The sequence below is a fragment of the Miniphocaeibacter halophilus genome, assembly GCF_016458825.1.
Taxonomy (GTDB): domain Bacteria; phylum Bacillota; class Clostridia; order Tissierellales; family Peptoniphilaceae; genus Miniphocaeibacter; species Miniphocaeibacter halophilus.
In genome coordinates this window covers 1,838,714-1,856,944 of record NZ_CP066744.1, presented here as the reverse complement: position 1 = coordinate 1,856,944, position 18,231 = coordinate 1,838,714, and the positions used below count along the sequence as shown (strand labels likewise).

The following is an 18,231-nucleotide window of genomic DNA, read 5'->3' as shown; positions in this document are numbered from 1 at the left end:
CACCTTTGTAAAGAAAAGTCTTAGCTTTTCTTTTATTATTATGATAGCCCTAAGGATGTTTTTAATCCCTCATCAACTTTAATCATGACTTTATCGTCAAAAACACCAATTTTTTCTCTTAACCTTTTTTTGTCTATTGTCCTTATTTGTTCTAATAATATTACAGAATTCTTGGGTAAACCATAGGAATCTGCAGTTATGCCAACATGAGTTGGCAGTTTAGCTTTATGTAATTGAGAAGTTATTGCTGCAACAATAATAGTAGGGCTATACTTATTTCCAACATTATTTTGTATAACAACAACAGGTCTAACTCCTCCTTGTTCAGAACCAACAACAGGACTAAGGTCAGCAAAGAAAATATCTCCTCTTTTTATTTTCATTATTAACACCTAACAGCTGAGCTGTCCTTTATGATTTATATATTTATATATTTGTATGATTATAGTTATTATAATCTTTTAATTCTACCTATGTCAATTATCAATGCTTTAGATAATTAATTACACTAAGAACTTTATTATCTTTAATATAAATTCTAGGTATTCTCATCGTAATACCACAAATTAAATCATATACTATGGTATTGGCCAAATTGGCAATTTCATAAATCGGTAATTCTCCATATTCATCCTTGCCGTAAAGAAGAACAGAATCTCCAATGTTGATGTCTTCAATATTGGAAACATCTACCATTGTTTGATCCATGCAAACCTTACCTATGATTTTTGCTTTCTGTCCCTTAATTTTTACATAACCTTTATTAGATAGTTGTATAGGATATCCATCAGCATATCCTATTGCAATTGTTGCAATTTTTGTAACCTTATTTGTTTTAAAGGTTCGATTATAACCTATACTTTCGCCTTCTTCAAACACTTTTACGCTTGAAACAGTTGTAAATAAAGATGCAACTGCCTCTAATTTAACTTTATTGGAATACTCCACTGTTTTTGAAGGATAATACCCATAAATTCCTATTCCCGAACGAATCATGTCTAAATAATATCCATGAACTATAGCGCCGGCGTCATTACTTATATGTTTTATTGGAATAGAAATATTTTCTTTTTCAAGAAGTTTTATAAAGTTCATAAATTTTTCATATTGTTTTTTTGTATATGAAAAATCCTCTCCATCAGCATCTGAAAGATGTGAGTAAATACCTTTAATTCTAATATTGGAAAGTTCACTTATTTTCTTAATTTCCTTAATTGTGCTATCTATGTTTTTTTCATCAATTAAATACCCTAATCTACCCATTCCTGTATCTATTTTTATATGGACATCTACAATAGCATCTAATTTTTTCGCTTCTTCATTTATTTTTTTACAATGTTCAAAATTATATGCTGTTACTTCAATTCTATTTTGTACTATTGCTTTAAAAAAATCATCAGCAATATATCCCAAAACTAAAATTGGTAAGAATATATCATTATTTCTTAATTCTAAGGCCTCATTTACATTTGCTACACATAAATAATCCAATCCTATTTTTTCCAGCTCCCTAGCTATTGTAACAGCTCCTAAGCCATATGCATTAGCCTTTACTACTGCACTTATTTTAGAAGGATAACAAATTCTTTTAAGTTCAAAATAATTGTGTTCTAATGCATCTATATTAACTTTTACATAACTTTGATATTTCCCCATTAACTCTTAATCTCCCTAATTAATTTTATTGCATATGGAATTCTTTCTAAAATATCCCTGGCAATAATTCCATCTTCACCTAAATTGTTTTTAGCCAAATCGCCAGCTATTCCATGAATAATTACACCTACTTTAGCAGCTAAATAAGTGTCATATCCTTGACCTGCTAATGATGTAATAATGCCGGTTAAAACATCTCCACTACCAGCTGTCGCCATACCGGAATTGCCATATTTGTTTATATATATTTCTTTTCCATTTGTAATTATAGTTCTATTACCTTTTAAAACAAGCACTATATTGTTTTTTCTAGCAAATTCTAAGGCAACCTCTTCTCTGTTATTATGAATAAAATCAACAGATAATCCAGACAATCTTGACATTTCCATCTCATGAGGAGTAAATATTAATTTTTTATTTTTAGGAAGTTTATCCATATTCTTTGCAACTATATTTAATCCATCGGCATCAATTACTATAGGTTTATTAAATTCCTCTAAAAAAAATCTTATAAAATCATAATTATATTCCTTTCCCATTCCAGGACCAATTCCAAAAGCAGTCAATTTATTAAAGAAATTCTTTTTATCTGATTTTTCTTCTTTATCCATGGCTACTATAATGTTCTCTAATGCTTTAATCTGCATAATATCGGATATAACATTAGGTACTACTGTATATACTAAACCAGACCCTGTTCTTAAAGCCGCCATCGATGATATATGAATTGAACCACACATTCCTTTAGAACCACCAATTAAAGCAATTTTACCATAATCTCCTTTATGGGAATCGTCTCTTCTGCTTTTTAATAACTTTCCAATTTCTAAATCTATTTTCACAGGTCTATAATCTGCTTCTTTTGCAACCGATATAACATAATCCCCATCATGAGAAATTGATACCTCTAAATTTTTATCTACAATTTGTTTGCAGAGTTCTTTAGCCTTATTATATAAAAACAACTCCGGTTTTCCCTTTTCACCATTTAATATTTCAATATCTTTAAATCCTATTTCTCCTATACCAGTTCCTAATGCTTTAGAAACAGCTTCTTTGGCTGAAAATCTTCCGGCTATAGTCTCCAGTTTTCTTTTACCTGTTCTTTTATTTATTAATTCGATTTCATTTCTAGTAAAAACCCTATTATAAAATTTTTCATTATCTAAAAACTTTTCAAATCTACTAATTTTGCTAATATCTATTCCTATAGTCAAATCAATCACTCTTTTATAACTCTATTTGCATATATATATTGTTTATATAGCATATCTTCAAATTCCTCTATATCCAAATCCAGTAAGTCTTCCGGCTTTGAAATATTTTCCAAAAACTTTTCAATATTCTCCTGTAATTTTCTCATATCTTCAATATTAAAATAATTAATATCAAAATCTCTACAATAAAATTCTATAATTATATTTAACAGATCATATTTTAATTTATGTCTATCTCTCTTGCTTAAATTAATATCCTTAACTGCTTTCCCTACTCTATAGCTAATAGTATGAACTATATAATCTACAAATTGTACAAAAACAACACTATCCTCATCTTTAATTAAATCAAATATTATCTTTAAACATAAATTCCATCTAAAATCTTTGTTAATGGAATTTTCCATTACCTTTCCCAATTTCTTATTTAGATTATTTCTATATTTAATATTATCAATTACAATATTCTTTCCAAAAACCATCTTTTTTCTATTAAGTTGATTTATGGTATCAAATAATTCAATAATACTATTATTAAAACTAATATCATCATCTATTTTCAATTTTGCAAATAAAAAATCTACCACCAAATCCGATATTAACCTTAAATCTATTAGTAAGCCAGTCTCATTTTTTAGTTTTAAAATATAGGTATCGTGTACAGATTTAGATAAAATTGATTTTAATTGCGATTTTGTATTTTCAGTTTTTGACTCTTCAATATCCTTTAATCTGTTATATATTGTATTAAGCTGATTATCCACCATTTCTAGATTACTTTTAATAGAATACATTATATTTCTTATAAAATCTTCTGTTATCATATAATTAAAATTTTTGTAAAGTATTCTATGATCAATTTCTCCCCAAAAGACGTTTACCATTGACTTTATCTGTAACTCAAATAATAATTCCTCTTCACCATCAATAAATTTCCCATCAATTTTATATATTTCAAAACCATTCTTTTGATACTGGGGCTGTTCTTCTGACATATTTAAAAATATATTGTCATTAAATTTTGTCTTAAAATACTCTCCATCGCCTTTAATATGAAAGGCTTCCTTTATTCTATTAAATATTATTTCTTCATCGCTATTAAATCTACATTCCAACCTAACGCCTACAATATCATTTAAATAATCTAAAACTTCTCTTGGATGATCTAATTTGTTGAAAAAATTTTGACGTAACATTTTTTCCTTAATGCTATTATCCATTTTAATTCTATAATTTGAATTAAGAAAAAAATCATCATTTTCTAACAATTTATAAAAAAATCTATTAACTTCTTTCGCCACATAATTTATAAAGTCTTTTTTCGTATTTATATAATCTACTGACGAGTCAATAAATTGAAACATATCCAATTTCATAATTTCTCCTAAATTTGTTTAGTTTGTAACAAAAAATCTCTAAGTTTATTATAAAAAACATTGAAGTCATCATTTTCCATACTAATTTTTTCTACTGGACAAAAATCATCTCCTGTACGATTTAATATTTTATCTACTATTTTTTTATACTCTACCTTTATTCCTTTTGACTCTAGTAAATTTAAAGCTCCTTTAGAAATAATATTAGTGAATACTTCAACAGTACTTGCTTCAAAATTCAAAATAAACTTAGCCGCCCCACCACCAATAAATCTATCAGAAATATATATTTTACCTGTTAGTCCTTCATTATATAAGTCATACATGGGAACGATTCCTTTTTTGCTACTTTCAAAAACTATCTGTCCATTTTTAACAACTACCAAACTTCTATTATCTATTATCATTTTTTCTTTAGCTACTTTTAAATTATCCATTTAAACCTCATATTTATTTTTGTGTTTTTTAATATATCATATACTTCTTAATATATTTTATCATAATTAGCGACTATATTTTATTAATATATCTACTTTGGTTTCTAGCATAAAAATAAAAAATATATTACAACAACTTTTCAATAAGTATAGTATAATATTAAATAAAAATAGGAGGAAATATTTATGACTAACATAAAGCCTAATAAAGAAGTAATAGTTGAAGCTATGATAGAAATACCTAAGGGAAGTAGCAATAAATATGAGTTCGATCACGAAAAAAACGTAATAAAATTAGACAGGTGTTTATTTTCACCGATGTTTTACCCTGCTGACTATGGATTTGTTCCTGAAACTCTTTCTGAAGATGGAGATCCTATAGATATTTTAGTTCTTATGAAAAATCCAACTTTTCCTGGATGTATGATAGAATCACGAATAATAGGTATGTTTAAAATGGCTGATGATAAAGGAAACGATGAAAAATTAATCGCTGTTCCTATTCATGACCCAAGATATGATGAAGTGTATTCATTAGGGGATTTAAGTAGTCACACCGAAAGGGAATTTGAACATTTTTTTAAGGAATATAAAAGACTAGAAAATAAAAAAGTTGAAATTGGTGGATGGTACAATGTTGCTGATGCTATAAAGGCTTTGGAAAAATCCAGAGAAGCATATAAAAAAATAAATAATAAATAATATTCTATTTTAAAAATAAAAAACTAAGCATTTTTATAATTTATTTATAAAAGCCTAGTTTTTTTATTTTAAATTAATCTTGTAATTCAAACCAATCATCATATAATTGTTCCTTTAATTGTTCCTTTATGCGAATTTCTTTAAATAGACTTTCCACTTTCTTAGTGTCTGTATAAAGTTCATTATCCGATGCTTGTAAATTTAAATTCTCTATTTCAAACTCTATCTCTTGAATCTTTTTTTCAAGGTCAATAATTTTTTTCTTATTTTGGCTTTTTTCCCTTTCAAGCTCCTTTAATTTCTTTTTTTCCTTTTCTATACTTGTTTTAGATTTTCTCTCTATTTCAAGTTGAATTTTATCCTCATTTATTTTTTCTATATAATAATCGTAATTTCCCAAATAAGTTGTTGCTCCATCATTATTTAAAATAATAATCTTGTCTACTACCTTATTTAAAAAATACCTATCATGTGAAATAATAAAACAGGTTCCATCATATTCCAATAAGGCATTTTCTAAGACTTCTTTTGAATCGATATCTAAATGATTTGTCGGCTCATCCATCAGTAAGAAATTTGAAGTTGATAACATCAATTTTAATAATGATACTCTGGCTTTTTCTCCACCACTTAATTCAGATATTTCTTTAAAAATATCATCACCGATAAACATAAATCTCGCCAGATAATTCCTTATATCATAATGAGTTAAATTAGGATACTCATTCCATATTTCATCTATAATTGTGTTGTTTATATCCAAATTCTGTTGTTCTTGATCAAAGTATCCTATATGAACTTGACTTCCTATATTAATGCTTCCATTATTTATTCCGGATTTTCCAAGAATCATTTTAAATAATGTGGTTTTTCCAATTCCATTTGATCCAATTAATCCTACCTTTTCTCCTTTATAAATATCTATATCCACATTTTCAAATAGAGTTTTATCATCAAAGGATTTGGATAGATCTTCAATTTTCAAAACATCTTTACCACTTTCAACAGCTGGAGTAAATCTTAAGGAAAATTGACTAGAAACATTTTTAGGCTCCTCTAATACTTTCATTTTATCCAATAGTTTTTTTCTAGACTGAGACTGCTTAATTAGTCTTGCACTACCGTAGTTGGAAAACCTTTCAATAATTTCTTGTTGCCTTTTAATTTCTTTTTGCTGATTTTCATAAGCTGCCATTCTGGTTTCCAAATCTTTTTTTCTTTGTACTGTATATGCAGAATAATTTCCCTTATAAATTTCAATCTTTTTATTTTCCAATAAAAAAATCTTGTTAACAACCTTATCTAAAAAATATCTATCATGGGATATTAATAAAATAGAACCATCATAATCTCTTAAGAAATTCTGTAAAAAGTCTATAGCTTCTAAATCTAAATGATTTGTTGGTTCATCTAAAAATAATATATCCGGCTTAGATAGTAATAATTTTGCTAATTGTATTCTAGATTTTTGTCCACCAGAAAAAAATCTAATATTTTTATAAAAATCTTCCTCTTTAAATCCCAACCCTTTTAACATTCCTTGAATTCTGGAATTGTATTCATAACCATCTAATTTTATAAATCTATCTTGTAGTTTTTGATACTGTAATAAGATTTCATCTAAATCATCTTCTTTGCAACTAGACATCTTTTGTTCCAACTGTCTCATTTTATCCTCAAGACCAATTACTTCTTCAAAAACAATTAAACATTCATCATATAGGGTATTATTGGTATTTAAATCAGCTAACTGCTTTAAATATCCTATTTTCAAATCTTTTTGTTTGTATATTTCACCACTATCATAGGATATTTCATTCATTAAAATATTTAATAAGGTTGTTTTACCTGATCCATTTACCCCTATTAATCCAACCTTATCTCCCTTTTGTATATTAAATGTAACATCGGATAAAATTTCCTCAGTTACATAACTTTTAGATATTTCCTTTGCACCTATTAAAATCAAAATAACACCACCTAATCAAAAAAATAGACATTATTTAATGTCTAGTTTTTTGTTCCTGGATAATCTTTTAAGTTATTCATATAATATGTTAAGGTAAATAGACTTTCATCTAAATGAACATTTTCTAATACTACATCTTTTGGTAATTTTAAATCTATTGGAGCAAAATTCCATATTCCCTTAACATTACCTTCTACTAATATATCACATACTTCTTGAGCTGAATCAGCAGGTACAGCTACAACAGCTATATCCACATCTTCTTTTTGTAAAAACTTATTAATATTCTTAATATCATTTACTTTTATTCCACTCATTGTCCTTCCAATAGTATTCTTATCCTTATCAAATAAACCTACTATCTTAAAACCTGAAGCTTCATTAAATCCTCTATATTTATATATAGCCTGTCCAATATTACCCATTCCTACTATTATCGCCTTATAGGATTTATCTATCCCAATAATTTTTTCAATTTCTGATTTTAACTCTTCAACATTATAACCATAACCCTGCTGGCCAAAGCCACCAAAATGATTTAAATCCTGTCTTATTTGAGAAGCTGTTAATCCAGTAATTTTACTAAGTTCCTGTGAAGAAACCCTTATTATTCCCTTATCCGCTATTAATCCTAAATATCTATAATATTTTGGTAATCTTTTTACAACGGCAAGAGAAACACGTGGTTTTTCGCTCATATTCCCCTCCATAATTACTTATTACTGTAATTATAGCAATTATTGATTAATTCATCAATAGGAAATTTTTAACAATATATTTTATATGCAAATCAATATAGGCTAAAATTATGCTTAGCTTTAGTTCTACATATACTAAAAATGATTATTTAATAAATACTAAATTCTATTATTGAAAATATTCTGACATTTCTTTGCTAACATATAGCCAACCTTTCCACCCTAAATGCATAGCATCAAAATAAAAATATTTTTCATATTCATAATCTCTTAAATCAATATATTTAAATCCAAATTTTTCTACTAATTGACTTACCTTATCATAGTATTTATCTCTTTGTTCCTTATTAATACCAGCATAATCATAAAAGTATCCATTAGTAGACTCTATAATAATAAACGGTTTAACACCTAGCTGCTGACATAATTCAAATAATAATTCTAAATCATTAAACTCATCGGATTTCAACAAATCAATTCCCTTATATTTGTTTTCTAAATCCTTTAAATTAGGTTTTAATTCCCTACTATAGTATTTGTCATCTACGAACATATCATTATTAGTAACAGATGCTTTTCCTTGCTTTTCAGCCAATTCTTTTAATTCTTCCCAAGATTTTTCATTTTTCATCTTCTGATTTTTAGATTTATATCTATCAAGTAAAAATGATGACTTATACCCATCTTGTAAATCTAAAAACCATTTTTGAAAATTAAAAAATGGATTAAAAGCTTTTTGAAAAATTTTATGGGAATCATCTAGCTGTGTATAAACCGTAGCATTATGATTAGCTACATTATTAGTCAAATTAAAAACCCTACTAGCTACCTTGTCCTTTAAATTCTCGCTAATATTATTATTTTCCATGAATTTGTAAAATTGTAATTCTGAAAAATTAGAATTAAAACTTGCCTTTTCCACCTTGCTTCTCATAAACCATTGAAGCGAAACTATAACTCCTATATTACTATCTTTATTAACATCTAACGCTCCTAGTTTAATTAGATTTAAAAGACTTTGTACCCTCGGTTTACCAGAGATTATAATGTTTTTATTACTGGTATTGTTTGGAAATAAATTAACAGGATTTTGATCAACTTTTATTCTTAAATCAGAAGAACCTAAAAGTAAGATATCTTCCTTTTCCAATCCTTGTTTTAGTATCTGTATTCCTTTATCTCTAGTTTCATTAGAATATAAATGCATTACTTTAGGGCTATAATTGTTTTCTATATTTTTAATAGCATATTTGTAATATATAAACAATATAAAAATAGCAATGAAAAGTGAAATTAATGCTAAGACCATTCTTTTTAACAACTTATTCATATATCATTCCATTCCTTCTTAAATTGAATTTTGATACTCTTAAAATTCTAAAGATTATTATAGCACAGTATTTGTAGTATACTATTACAAAATAATTACAATAATCTTAAGAAAACATAAAAAAACTAAGGATAAATAAATTATCAATCTTATTTATCCTTAGTTTTTATTTATTCCACAAATATTCAATTACTTCTATACTATCTCTAGTTATTTTATGGGTATTAATTTCTGATTCTATTTTTCCTTCCTTAATACAATTAATAAACTCTTCAATTTCATAATACATTAACGGAATATTTTGTGAATTTTCATAAAACTCATAATCCCCATTACGATATTTTATTTCAAATTTACTAGGTAAGGAAATTTTATTAATTGATAAAACTCCTTCCTCACCGATAATTTCGGATTCACTGTAGCTGTTGAAAATTTTGCTATACATAATAATCGCTTGAAATTCATCATATTCCAATATACCTGTTCCAAATCCAATTGCATTTGTTATTAATCTTTTATTACTTCCCATAACAGAATTAGGTTTTCCAAAAAGATGAACTATAGGTTCTATAGTATAGATTCCTATATCGGTTAAAGCTCCATTACCCAGTTCAGGTTTAAATGCATTTTCTATTACACCTTTTTTCAAATTATCGTATCTGGAAGAATATTGATTAAACTGAAAAACTACTCTACGAATTTTTCCTAATTTATGTAAATTATTTTTAATTTCTTTAAACGTTGGTGTAACAGTAGAAATCATAGCTTCCATAAACATTTTATTATTTTCTTTTGCTACCTTTATAATTCTATCTATAGACTCTACTGTCGTTGTTGCTACTTTCTCACATAGTACATGTATTCCCGCCTTTAAAGCTTTAATTGATTGTTCCTCATGTAAACCTATGGGACTAGCTATATAAACAGCGTCTATGTCGGATTTAAACATTTCATCTAAATCATCATAAAAATATTTTGCACCATGTTCCTTTCCAAAAGTCTCAGCTTTTTTTAGATCCCTTGAATACATAGCTGTAAACTCAAAATCAGGATTTAGTTTTGCAGCTGCTAAAAAATCTTTAACAATAAAATTAGACCCAATAATACCAAATCTCATAATAACTCCTTTATATATTTGAAATATAATTTAAATATATATATTTCAAAATTATTTTCATTAACTATATTATAGAACTATTTGTAAAATATAATCAACTTTTATCCTACTTAACTATCTCTTAAATATTTAACACCACAAAGAATAACTATAATTAATGCTGTGAAACTTAATATATTATAACCTACCAAAAAAACCTGTATTAAATTATTTATTAAATTTAGTAAAATTACATCCATATAATCACTTCCTTTAAATATAGAATATTAAATTACTTTGTAGATATTATACCCAAATATAAAAAACTATGAAGTATTTTATAGAAATTATAAATTATTTCTTATTTTTCTTAAATTAATTACCTAAGTAACTAGCAAAAAAATTTTATAAGTTAAAATAATAATTGGAAAATATATTGAAAACAATAAAAAGGGAGATGAATTTATGTTTATTGTAAATGATTTTGAACCTAAGAAAATATTTAATATGGATTTATGTAAAAAAATTGAATTACTGGAAAATGATAATTTATATTCCCTTATAATTTACTTTTTAGATGGAACAACCGAGACTATAGCAGAATCAAATAATGAAAAAGAAATAAGTAAAAAATTCGATAAAATCGTTTCAGCTTCCGGTGATTTATTATCTACAAGAACTATAAGATTTTCCAAATAGTACATTTACCAAAATTAAAAGGTTCTATAATTTATGGTGTTGGTGAAGAAAAAAGAAAATCTTCTCCAGCACCATTTTTTTATAAAAAAAGAGACATAACAACCATTTTTCCGATACAATAAATTCACTACAAAATACCAATCGGAGGTCATTATGTCTACTAGTAATTATATCTTAGATTTCTTAGGAATAAAAGATAAGAATATTAAATTTATTAAATTCAGCAATAATATGAGAAAGAACAATGTAATATATAAAGTTATAGACGCTAAACTTTCTTATACTCCTAATATTTGTCCAATTTGTGGGAATATGGACAAGAATGCAATTATTAAGCACGGAAATAAAATATCAAATATTAAACTTCTTCCACTAAATGGAGATCCTACTATTTTAAAATTAAGAAAACAAAGATTTTTTTGTAAAGAATGTTCTCACACTTTTACAGCAAAAACCAATATTGTAGAGAAAAATTGTTTTATTTCAAATAGGGTAAAATTACATATAACTGAAAATCTAACTATGAAAATAAGTCAAAAGGATATTGCTAGGTTAAATTACGTATCTTCTAATACCGTTAGTCGTTCTTTAGAGGCTAATTATAAGGCTTTTAGAGTTAACAAGTCATATCTGCCTGAAACTTTGTGTTTTGATGAATTCAAATCCACTAAAGATGCTAAGGGCAGTATGAGCTTTATCTTTTGTAATGGTGATAGGAAGAATTTTAATATTATGGATATTGTTGAAAATCGTACTCTCCCTTATTTAACTAAATATTTTAGAAAGTTTACCTGTAAAGCTAGAGCAAATGTTAAATATATTTGTATAGATATATATAAACCTTATATGTCATTAATTAAGGATGTTTTTCCTAATGCTCAAATAGTTTTAGATAAGTTTCATATTGTAAATCTTATTGGCAGAGCTTTGTTAAAAACAAGGATTGAAATAATGAAAAACTTTTACTTCCTCTATTGAATATAAAAGACTAAAAAGATATTGGAAGCTAATTCAAAAGGATTCTTCTAAACTTGATATAATCCACTTTAGTAAATGGACACATTTTAATAAGTGGAAAAGCACATCTGATGTAGTAAATGAAACTATTGCTGTTGATGATAATTTAAAGAAAACATATGAAGTTTATCAAATTCTTTTATCTGATATTAGATGTGAAAATTCTAAAGGATTAAGGGAACATTTAACTTTATTTAAGGACACAGTAAGTGAACAAATGAAAGTAGCTATAAACACTTTGTTAGAATATTTTGAATATGTGAAAAACACCTTAAGTACGGACATTACAAATGGACCCTTGGAAGGTACTAATAATCTTATTAAAAGTATAAAAAGAATAGTTTTTGGATATAGGTCATTTTATAATTTTAGAAATAGGGTTTTTATAATTAAAAATTTAATGAAGCCAATAGAAAATTATCAGGCAGCTATATAGCTGCCTGATATAAAAGTAGTTTGTTATTTTATTGTATACCAACACCATTTGACAAAGAACCAATTAAAAAGGCTATAACCTAGTAATTATAATAGGTATAGCCCTTTATGTTCTTATTCGAATTCTATTGTTCCCGGTGGTTTTTGTGTTATATCATAAAGAACTCTATTTACCTGTGGCACTTCACTTGTAATTCTTTTTGAAACTCTTTTTAAAAATTCCATATCAAACGGATACCAATCTGCAGTAACTGCATCTTCAGAATTAACTGCTCTTAAGAAAATAGTTCTAGAATAAGTTCTTTCTCCATCTTTAACACCTGTTACACTAAAATCAGGCATAGCAGCAAAATACTGCCAAATTTTCGTATCTAAGCCAGCTTTAGCAACTTCATCCCTGTATATATAATCGGCATCTCGTAAAATATCAAGTTTTTCTTTAGTAATTTCTCCTAGTACCCTTACACCTAGACCTGGTCCTGGAAATGGCTGCCTATTTACCATTACATCCGGCATTCCAAGTTCCCTACCTACTTGCCTAACTTCTTCTTTATATAAAGTTTTTAAAGGCTCTACAAGTTCAAAATTTACATCTTCAGGTAATCCACCAACATTATGATGACTTTTAACTAGTCCCTTACCATCTTTACCACTTTCTGCAATGTCTGGATATATTGTACCTTGTACTAAATAATCATATCCTGATAATTTTGCTTGTTCTTCTTCAAAAACTCTTATAAATTCCTCACCTATAATTTTTCTTTTTTGTTCAGGATCGGAAACTCCTTTTAATTTTTCAAGAAATCTATCTTCTGCATCTACAGTTATTAAGTTTATATGGTATTTACCTCTAAACATTTCTTCTACTTCTTCACGTTCACCCTTACGTAGTAAACCATGATCTACAAAAACACAAGTCAGTCTGTCACCTATGGCTTTATGGACTAAAACTGCACATACTGATGAATCAACTCCACCTGATAATGCACAAATAGCTTTTCCATTGCCAATTTGTTCTTGTATTTCTTTAACACTTTTTTCTACAAATTCTTTCATAGTCCCTCCTAAACAAATTTTATACATTTTAAATTATAACATAAATTATAATTTATATTATTAGAGAATCAATAATAGAGTTATCTTCTATATTAATTAAATCAATAGTCTTATTATTGATAATTGCACAGGAACTTGTTCCATCTTTTGGAATTGTTGTGCTACCTGGATTGATTACAATAATATTATCGATTTTTTTTAATACTTTTACATGGGTGTGGCCAGATACTACAATATTAGCATTAAATTCCCTTGCTTTTTCAATTCTTTTTTCTTCTGTTTCCTCATATCCATGAATTGCAAATATAGTATATTTACCAAAATTAAAAACCCTGGATTTGCTTTTTAAATCTTTTTTAATAACCATTTCATCTACATCACTATCACAGTTACCTCTAATATAATAAATATTTTCCAATTTAGATAAATATGTTGCTAAATCCCTGGGATTATAATTTTTAGGTAAATCATTTCTTGGTCCATGATATAGAACATCACCACAATGAATAATATATTCACAGTCTTGTAGTATTTTTAATACTTTTTTAGTTTGAACAATATCACCATGTGTATCACTCAATATACCAATTTTCATCTATTTCTCCTCTTTAATCTTTCTTTACTTAACTATTATATTAGATAATCCTGTAATTATGCAATAAAAAATCTATAGACTTTATAAAAAAATAAAATTTATAACTTTCTTCTATCTTACCGATAAATTTTAATCTATTATGGTTCTATAATTTCTGATATTGATAAAGGAAAATCAAAAACTTCTCCAAATTATTTTTTATAAAAAAAGAAACACTCTAAACAGCTTTTATCTAAGCTTTTAAAGTGTTTTCTTTTGGTGACCCATCAGGGGCTCGAACCCTGGACAACCTGATTAAGAGTCAGGTGCTCTACCAACTGAGCTAATGAGTCATATATTTAATAATTATGTAGTTTATAAAAATTGGTGACCCATCCACGCTTTGAGCATGGGACCTCCTGATTAAGAGTCAGGTGCTCTACATCTGAGCTAATGGGTCACATATAAACATCCTATAAAAAGGATAAAACATAGTATAAACTATGTCAAGTTTTTAAATAAAAAAAAGACAATCATAAGTCTTTTTGGTGCCCGGAGCCGGAATCGAACCAGCGACACGAGGATTTTCAGTCCTCTGCTCTACCGACTGAGCTATCCGGGCTAATTTATTTGCTTTTAAATAAAATATTTCTTGGCAATGCCAAGAAATATTAATATTGGTGGGCCTTCAGGGACTCGAACCCCGGACCTACCGGTTATGAGCCGGGCGCTCTAACCAACTGAGCTAAAGGCCCCAATAACTGGCGGAGAAAGAGGGATTTGAACCCTCGCATCCCGTTAAGGATCTACTCCCTTAGCAGGGGAGCCTCTTCAGCCACTTGAGTATTTCTCCTAATCCAATCTAAAAAAAATTGGCGGAGAGGGTGGGATTCGAACCCACGTGGGCGTGAACCCAAACGGTTTTCAAGACCGCCTCGTTATGACCACTTCGATACCTCTCCTTGATGGTGACCCATCCGCGACTCGAACGCGGGACACCCTGATTAAAAGTCAGGTGCTCTGCCGACTGAGCTAATGGGTCATATAAAACTGGCTGGGGTGACAGGACTCGAACCTGTGAAATGCTAGAGTCAAAGTCTAGTGCCTTACCGACTTGGCTACACCCCATTATGGCGCACCTAAGAGGATTCGAACCTCTGGCGCACGGATTAGAAGTCCGTTGCTCTATCCAGCTGAGCTATAGGTGCATACTGGAGCGGGTGAAGGGAATCGAACCCTCGCAACCAGCTTGGAAGGCTGGGGCTCTACCACTGAGCTACACCCGCGCAAAATCTCTAAGCAACTATTTTAGTATACCAATTCGGTTTTATTTTGTCAACCCTTTTTCAATTTGTTTTTATTGGTGGAGGAGAGCGGATTCGAACCACTGAAAGCGTAGCTAACGGATTTACAGTCCGTCCCCTTTAGCCAACTCGGGAACTCCTCCATGTTTAAAAAATGGAGCTGATGAGAGGACTTGAACCCCCAACCTACTGATTACAAGTCAGTTGCTCTACCAATTGAGCTACATCAGCAAATGGCGACCTGGATCGGACTCGAACCGACGACCTCCAGCGTGACAGGCTGGCATTCTAACCAACTGAACTACCAGGCCATATATGGTGGGCGGTACAGGGCTCGAACCTGTGACCCCCTGCTTGTAAGGCAGATGCTCTCCCAGCTGAGCTAACCGCCCATATATGGTGACCCTACCGGGATTCGAACCCGGGATACCGCCGTGAAAGGGCGATGTCTTAACCGCTTGACCATAGGGCCTTATGTGACTAATTTAGTATAACTTATTTTTTTTTACTTGTCAAATTTTTTATTATTTAATTTGCAACAAGCTATACTGTTTTGACGACAAAAATAATTATATGATAATTCCAAATAAAATGCAACAACAATAATATAAATTCCTTTTTATATTATATAATATTTTCACTTTTTATATTTTATTTCTACAAAATATTTTAGAATTGTACATATATGATCTAAAAACATATCAAAATCTTTTATGAAATTATAGCTAAATAATTAAAGTCCCTATAATGAAAAAACTATCGATTGATGAACTAAACAACATATATATATATATATATGTGAAGATATTTACGATTTAGAAAAAGCTAAAGATTATCTTTGTAAGGGAATTTATCTATATTATAATGAATTTTTAAGAGTGTTTACTTCCCCTATTGTTGATAATGGATTTTATATAGCGGACTTAAAAATAAAAAATATAACAAATAAAAAAGACAGGAGTTCTCCCCTGTCTTAGTTAATTTACTTTATATTGTCAGCTTTTCTCCATTCAGCATTTTGTACTTCTCGTTCAGTTTTAAACCATCTTTCACCTGCTGATGTATTTATTTGTGTACTATTATATGAACCTTTATTAGGAATATGATATATTTTTTCGCCTTTAGCATTAATATTTCCTTTTATTAATCCTCTTCCATTTGAATCTACATACAATTTATCTAAATCTGTAGAGGAATTATTATCTGTATGAGTATTTGGTTTCTCAGTATTCGTTTCAAAGGCTGATACTCCATCTGCCCATATTCCTTTTTAGCAGCTTATGCTTCACTATCTTCTTATATTTCTTTTTAAAATTATCAGATCCTATTAATCCTACTTCTTCTTGGTCAAAACATACTTTATCTCTATCTGTTTCAGGTAAATCCTCCATTATCCAAAGTAATGTAGCTACTCCAGACGTATTGTCATTTACAGTATGCTTATTAGCTATTCCATATGTCATTTGAATAAGAAATGCTATAAGTATTATGTCTGGAATAAACATAGCCCAATAATTCCCTGTTAAATTAACTAAAAACTTAGTTGATAAAAACATGAAAGCAACTATAAATACAACTACATATAGTTGACTAATGATAAAACCTATCCAGTTTTGTCCCATAAACATTGATAAAAAAATTAGGCTGAGTATCGTAATGAGCAGTTAAAATCACTTTTGAATTTTCTACATCACTCTTATCAGATTTCTACCTTTTTTGCTACACTCATCTATTTTTAATTCATAATCTAGCTCTTCAGATTTGCTGCTTAACCATTCTATGAATTCTGTTTTCTGTTTATAAATTCTTCTTACTTGATATTTATCTTTAAGTTCTTGTATATTTTTCGTCATACATACTCCAATATTAATTTTAATAATCTCCTTTAATTATAGTGTACTTCACGTAATAAAAAAGTACAAGAAATGAAGTGACCTAGATAATTGGGAAAAAAATCATAACATTTTATTAATAATATATTATGTATATATAGCTTGTTCACATCCTATATCCATAACATGTTTTATATAATTAGACATAAAAATAAGTCAGATTTTACTCTGCCTTATTTTCCTCTATTTCTATTGTATACTTTCTCCGTTCCTCTTCACACTTGGTTTAAAATAACCATTTAGCTTAAAATTGGCGTATAAAGCGATATTTAGTGAAAGAGGTATTAGCATATGGCTACTTTAAGCCATTTACATAAAAAAAGAGGTATAAATTAATCCACCTTTGTTTTTTCTAGTTTTTTTATTTATTCTTCATCTTTTTCATTATCTGCAAAAATCTTATTTATAACAATAAATCCTACAGTGAAAAAACCGACTGATAGTATCATATTAACAATACCATTTTTTACATAGTTATCAATAATTTCTTCAACCTTGAACGTTATTATAAAAAACAATATTACAGCTATTATTTTAAATATTGTCTTATATTTCATTTAACACCACCATAATAATTCAACTGAACATGAATGAAATAAGTCTTAATGATTTCTTTTTCTACATTGAGCATTCGCTTGTGAATGATAAGGTCCATATTTATCACAATTTTCTTTTGGTTTTTTTGGTTTCCCTACTGTTTTAGGTAAGTGATTTAATATTCCTTTCCCTAATGCTGCCACTGTCAAAATTCCTACAATACCCATTAAAGTTCC

20 protein-coding genes and 15 tRNA genes are annotated in these 18,231 nt (G+C 28.3%); 4 read left to right on the top strand and 31 right to left on the bottom strand.

Translation table 11 applies throughout. The annotated features are described in order from the left end of the window. Positions 1-38 precede the first annotated feature (38 nt). The 5 genes from JFY71_RS09290 to JFY71_RS09270 form a co-directional block, all read right to left on the bottom strand. Positions 39-383, bottom strand: a complete 345-nt coding sequence (locus JFY71_RS09290) for a type II toxin-antitoxin system PemK/MazF family toxin (protein ID WP_243660511.1) — start codon at positions 381-383, stop codon at positions 39-41. 100 nt (positions 384-483) lie between these two features. After that, positions 484-1,656 carry an alanine racemase gene (alr, locus tag JFY71_RS09285; RefSeq protein ID WP_243660510.1) on the bottom strand — a complete coding sequence of 391 codons (1,173 nt, stop codon included), beginning with the start codon at positions 1,654-1,656 and terminating at the stop codon, positions 484-486. After that, complete coding sequence (locus JFY71_RS09280) at positions 1,656-2,873, bottom strand: NAD(P)H-hydrate dehydratase (RefSeq protein WP_243660509.1); 1,218 nt, start codon at positions 2,871-2,873, stop codon at positions 1,656-1,658. The genes alr and JFY71_RS09280 overlap by 1 nt, the downstream gene beginning before the upstream one ends. Before the next feature lie 5 nt (positions 2,874-2,878). After that, positions 2,879-4,249 (bottom strand): nucleotidyltransferase family protein, encoded by a 1,371-nt coding sequence (locus JFY71_RS09275; protein WP_243660508.1) that lies wholly within the window; start codon positions 4,247-4,249, stop codon positions 2,879-2,881. Positions 4,250-4,257: 8 nt separating this feature from the next. Continuing rightward, on the bottom strand, positions 4,258-4,686 hold the full coding sequence (locus tag JFY71_RS09270; protein WP_243660507.1) for a DUF1893 domain-containing protein: 429 nt from the start codon (positions 4,684-4,686) through the stop codon (positions 4,258-4,260). Between the two features lie 186 nt (positions 4,687-4,872). Between JFY71_RS09270 and JFY71_RS09265 the strand changes: the two genes are divergently transcribed. Continuing rightward, positions 4,873-5,388 carry an inorganic diphosphatase gene (locus JFY71_RS09265; protein ID WP_243660506.1) on the top strand — a complete coding sequence of 172 codons (516 nt, stop codon included), beginning with the start codon at positions 4,873-4,875 and terminating at the stop codon, positions 5,386-5,388. A 73-nt stretch (positions 5,389-5,461) separates the two neighbouring features. On the opposite strand, the gene JFY71_RS09260 is transcribed toward JFY71_RS09265, so the two are convergent. The 4 genes from JFY71_RS09260 to JFY71_RS09245 all read right to left on the bottom strand — a co-directional run bounded on the left by JFY71_RS09260 (position 5,462) and on the right by JFY71_RS09245 (position 10,502). Next, positions 5,462-7,357, bottom strand: a complete 1,896-nt coding sequence (locus tag JFY71_RS09260) for an ABC-F family ATP-binding cassette domain-containing protein (protein ID WP_243660505.1) — start codon at positions 7,355-7,357, stop codon at positions 5,462-5,464. 41 nt (positions 7,358-7,398) lie between these two features. Next, the gene (locus tag JFY71_RS09255) at positions 7,399-8,055 is read right to left on the bottom strand and encodes a redox-sensing transcriptional repressor Rex (protein WP_243660504.1); all 657 of its coding nucleotides are present in this window, start codon (positions 8,053-8,055) and stop codon (positions 7,399-7,401) included. A gap of 169 nt (positions 8,056-8,224) precedes the next feature. After that, entirely contained in the window at positions 8,225-9,385 is a 1,161-nt protein-coding gene (gene dltD / locus JFY71_RS09250; RefSeq protein ID WP_243660503.1) for a D-alanyl-lipoteichoic acid biosynthesis protein DltD, read from the bottom strand. Positions 9,386-9,551: 166 nt separating this feature from the next. Beyond that, entirely contained in the window at positions 9,552-10,502 is a 951-nt protein-coding gene (locus JFY71_RS09245; RefSeq protein ID WP_243660502.1) for a Gfo/Idh/MocA family protein, read from the bottom strand. Positions 10,503-10,946: 444 nt separating this feature from the next. Between JFY71_RS09245 and JFY71_RS09240 the strand changes: the two genes are divergently transcribed. From JFY71_RS09240 to JFY71_RS12055, 3 genes are all read left to right on the top strand, one after another. Next, entirely contained in the window at positions 10,947-11,180 is a 234-nt protein-coding gene (locus JFY71_RS09240; protein WP_243660501.1) for a hypothetical protein, read from the top strand. Positions 11,181-11,333: 153 nt separating this feature from the next. Beyond that, positions 11,334-12,158: an ISL3 family transposase gene (locus JFY71_RS12060; RefSeq protein ID WP_263457728.1), complete on the top strand. Its 825-nt coding sequence runs from the start codon at positions 11,334-11,336 to the stop codon at positions 12,156-12,158. Next, a complete protein-coding gene (locus tag JFY71_RS12055) occupies positions 12,154-12,633 on the top strand; it encodes a transposase (protein WP_263457769.1) in 480 nt (159 codons plus the stop codon). Before JFY71_RS12060 ends, JFY71_RS12055 begins: the two co-directional genes overlap by 5 nt. A 113-nt stretch (positions 12,634-12,746) precedes the next feature. On the opposite strand, the gene guaA is transcribed toward JFY71_RS12055, so the two are convergent. The 22 genes from guaA to JFY71_RS09125 all read right to left on the bottom strand — a co-directional run bounded on the left by guaA (position 12,747) and on the right by JFY71_RS09125 (position 18,222). After that, entirely contained in the window at positions 12,747-13,688 is a 942-nt protein-coding gene (gene guaA / locus JFY71_RS09230; RefSeq protein ID WP_476739014.1) for a glutamine-hydrolyzing GMP synthase, read from the bottom strand. Between the two features lie 52 nt (positions 13,689-13,740). After that, positions 13,741-14,283, bottom strand: coding sequence for a phosphodiesterase (gene yfcE, locus JFY71_RS09225; protein WP_243660500.1), 543 nt, complete (start codon positions 14,281-14,283; stop codon positions 13,741-13,743). A 256-nt stretch (positions 14,284-14,539) separates the two neighbouring features. Further along, a tRNA-Lys gene (locus JFY71_RS09220) sits at positions 14,540-14,615 on the bottom strand. 32 nt (positions 14,616-14,647) lie between these two features. Further along, positions 14,648-14,722, bottom strand: a tRNA-Lys gene (locus JFY71_RS09215). Positions 14,723-14,808: 86 nt separating this feature from the next. Then, a tRNA-Phe gene (locus tag JFY71_RS09210) sits at positions 14,809-14,884 on the bottom strand. A gap of 56 nt (positions 14,885-14,940) precedes the next feature. Beyond that, positions 14,941-15,017: transfer RNA gene (locus tag JFY71_RS09205), tRNA-Ile, on the bottom strand. A gap of 7 nt (positions 15,018-15,024) precedes the next feature. Continuing rightward, positions 15,025-15,115, bottom strand: a tRNA-Ser gene (locus tag JFY71_RS09200). A gap of 20 nt (positions 15,116-15,135) precedes the next feature. After that, a tRNA-Ser gene (locus tag JFY71_RS09195) sits at positions 15,136-15,224 on the bottom strand. 4 nt (positions 15,225-15,228) lie between these two features. Then, positions 15,229-15,304: transfer RNA gene (locus tag JFY71_RS09190), tRNA-Lys, on the bottom strand. A gap of 9 nt (positions 15,305-15,313) precedes the next feature. After that, positions 15,314-15,390 (bottom strand) — tRNA-Gln (locus tag JFY71_RS09185). Between the two features lie 3 nt (positions 15,391-15,393). Next, positions 15,394-15,470 (bottom strand) — tRNA-Arg (locus JFY71_RS09180). A gap of 4 nt (positions 15,471-15,474) precedes the next feature. Beyond that, positions 15,475-15,548 (bottom strand) — tRNA-Gly (locus JFY71_RS09175). A gap of 75 nt (positions 15,549-15,623) precedes the next feature. Further along, a tRNA-Tyr gene (locus JFY71_RS09170) sits at positions 15,624-15,709 on the bottom strand. Between the two features lie 12 nt (positions 15,710-15,721). Continuing rightward, positions 15,722-15,797 (bottom strand) — tRNA-Thr (locus JFY71_RS09165). A gap of 3 nt (positions 15,798-15,800) precedes the next feature. Further along, positions 15,801-15,877, bottom strand: a tRNA-Asp gene (locus JFY71_RS09160). Between the two features lie 5 nt (positions 15,878-15,882). Further along, positions 15,883-15,958: transfer RNA gene (locus tag JFY71_RS09155), tRNA-Val, on the bottom strand. Positions 15,959-15,963: 5 nt separating this feature from the next. Then, positions 15,964-16,038: transfer RNA gene (locus JFY71_RS09150), tRNA-Glu, on the bottom strand. A gap of 510 nt (positions 16,039-16,548) precedes the next feature. Then, on the bottom strand, positions 16,549-16,740 hold the full coding sequence (locus JFY71_RS09145) for a sunset domain-containing protein (protein ID WP_243660499.1): 192 nt from the start codon (positions 16,738-16,740) through the stop codon (positions 16,549-16,551). Positions 16,741-16,801: 61 nt separating this feature from the next. Beyond that, entirely contained in the window at positions 16,802-17,122 is a 321-nt protein-coding gene (locus tag JFY71_RS09140) for a M28 family peptidase (protein WP_243660498.1), read from the bottom strand. Positions 17,123-17,251: 129 nt separating this feature from the next. Beyond that, a complete protein-coding gene (locus JFY71_RS09135) occupies positions 17,252-17,419 on the bottom strand; it encodes a hypothetical protein (RefSeq protein WP_243660497.1) in 168 nt (55 codons plus the stop codon). 404 nt (positions 17,420-17,823) lie between these two features. Then, positions 17,824-18,015 (bottom strand): hypothetical protein, encoded by a 192-nt coding sequence (locus JFY71_RS09130; RefSeq protein ID WP_243660496.1) that lies wholly within the window; start codon positions 18,013-18,015, stop codon positions 17,824-17,826. A 45-nt stretch (positions 18,016-18,060) separates the two neighbouring features. Continuing rightward, positions 18,061-18,222, bottom strand: coding sequence for a hypothetical protein (locus JFY71_RS09125; RefSeq protein ID WP_243660495.1), 162 nt, complete (start codon positions 18,220-18,222; stop codon positions 18,061-18,063). Positions 18,223-18,231 lie beyond the last annotated feature (9 nt).